This window comes from Microbispora hainanensis, from assembly GCF_006874475.1.
In the GTDB taxonomy this organism is placed as follows: Bacteria; Actinomycetota; Actinomycetes; order Streptosporangiales; family Streptosporangiaceae; genus Microbispora; species Microbispora hainanensis.
In genome coordinates, this window is record NZ_VIRM01000117.1 from 1 (window position 1) to 2,092 (window position 2,092).

1 protein-coding gene is annotated in these 2,092 nt (G+C 61.0%); it reads right to left on the bottom strand.

Translation table 11 applies throughout. From position 1 onward, the window contains the following. Nucleotides 1-598 precede the first annotated feature (598 nt). Complete coding sequence (locus FLX08_RS39665) at nucleotides 599-1,888, bottom strand: NsdA family TPR-like regulatory protein (protein WP_167530766.1); 1,290 nt, start codon at nucleotides 1,886-1,888, stop codon at nucleotides 599-601. Nucleotides 1,889-2,092 lie beyond the last annotated feature (204 nt).

The following is a 2,092-nucleotide window of genomic DNA, read 5'->3' on the forward strand; positions in this document are numbered from 1 at the left end:
GCTATGGGTCGCTCAAGTGGAGGGCAAAAGAGGTATTCCAAAATGTCCTGGCAGAGCTTCTGGTAAAGCGCCCAGTCATCCCATCCGCATCTAACAACATCAATTCGCATCAACAATGTGTGCGCTATGGGATCTATAGTGGTGTCGCCGAAAAAACGCCGGGCTTCTCGCTGTAATCCGTGCTGTAACGCTGCCCTTGCGATCTCTTCGGCGCCCATTACCGATATATCATGGGCCGAGAGGAATTCCCTATTGCGAGGGCTTAATGAGGATGATACGACTAGCGTAAGTCTGGGTGGCGGCTTGTCCGGGTTTTCTTTTAGGAATTGGTGCTCATGCGACTTAAGTTGATTCACTACTTGCTGTAGGCGTGGGTGTGTTTGTGGTGGGATGTGCTTGACTTCGTAGAAGTGGACCCGGTCTCCCTCTTGGGATATGATGTCGACTTCTTTAAAGGATGGACCCTCGGGTTTTACTAATTTTCCCTGCCGGGCAATTATCGAGCGGACGAGTTCTTCGAATTCAAAGGCGCTAATTCGGGCAGAATCTCCGGATGGCATAAATTACCTCCTCATAATAATGTCTGTGTCGCCTTTGTCTACAGAAAAGGGTGTCGTGTTATCAGGGCTTGGTAGGCCGTCATGTAGCGTTCGTGGAACTCCTCGGCGAGGGCTTCGCGGCGGTAGCGTTGGCGTAGGACGCGGTCGAGGTCTCCGGCTCGGTTAACGAGGTCGGTAAGAGACTTGCGTTCGATGTCGAACGCGGCCAAGCCTTGCTCGACGGCGGCGTCAAGGTCTCCGCGTCGGGCGTGGACGATCCCGAGGTCTATGTGCGCGTCGGCGACTCGCATCGGTGCGTTCGAGGTGCCGTCCGGGCGGGTGTGCATCTGGATGGTTTCCAGCGCGTGCTCCTCGGCTCGGTCGTTGTCCTCAAGCCAGGTATACGCGGTGGCCGCGTAGAACACCCACTTGGCGTGGTCGAACACGAAGTGGTGATCAGGGTTCTCGGGGAGCGGGAGCTTGGCGAGGATGTCGGCCCCGCGCGATAGCGCCCTGTCTGCTTCGCGGCGGTCACCAATCCGGGCCAAGCCGCGGGCTTCTTGCAAGGTGAGTTGTACCTGTGCGCTGGATTGGCCGGCGAGGGCCTGTCCCTGGCGGGCGGCGGTGATGACGTCCTCGTATCGGCCTTCGACGAGGGCGAACCATGCGGACATCTCGTGTGCCCAAACCATGAGTTCGCCGTGCCCGACCTGGCGGCCCATCTCGTAGGCGGCCTGGCGGGCGGTCTCGGCTTCTTCGCGCTCGCCCAGGTCGTAATGGACGCAGCCGAGTAGAGCGGTAAGCCATCCGGTGATGACCAGTAATTCGCGGTGCTGGTCGAGTGTGATCCTGCCGGACAGGAGCCGGGTCACCTGGGCGAGGCGCTTTTGTGTCCGGTCGCGCAACGTCGCGGCGGGAACAACCGGGTAGGCGCGGCACAGCAGATCGACGGCCTCGGCGAGGGCTTCGAGGGTGCCGGTTCCGACATCGGACGCCTGGAGCTGCTGCGCGAGTTCCATAGTGCCGTACAGGTCGGCCTCGGCCCGCAGCGCGTCGACCGGCATGACGTGTGCCTCGATGAGACGGCTATTGCCGCTGCCTCTCCTTGTGGGGGAGAAGCCGAGATTTTCGGGCTGTAGTCCGGTGGCTTGAGTCAGCGCGAGCCGGAATGGTGCGCGGGGCCAGGAGACCTCGCCGGCCTCCCATCGCCTGATGCGTTCTTCATCGACGGCGAGGCGTTCCTTGATGCCCACAGGGGTCCGGTTGATCCGCTCGGCGAATTCGGCGCGGGTGAGCTGTTGCGCGTTGCGCCATGCCCGGAGTTGGACATTCGGGATGCTGTCTGGCATCTCGGGGTCTTCCTCCCGTCGGGGAGTCATCAGGGGGTTAAGAGGGGGCTTTTCGGGGGTCCTATCGCACTCGCTTTGCCGGTGGACTTGCCATCAACCAACCACGGTACGTCAAGCGGCTTCCCGCCACAGGGAACGCCGGATGAACGAGGAGATGGCGACGGTGACCCGGCCAGACGAGAACAGCGAGGCAAGACCCTGTCC

Coding starts and splice junctions, on each gene's coding strand:
- FLX08_RS39665 (WP_167530766.1), bottom strand. CDS start 1,888: ATGCCAGACAGCATCCCGAATGTCCAACTCCGGGCATGGCGCAACGCG.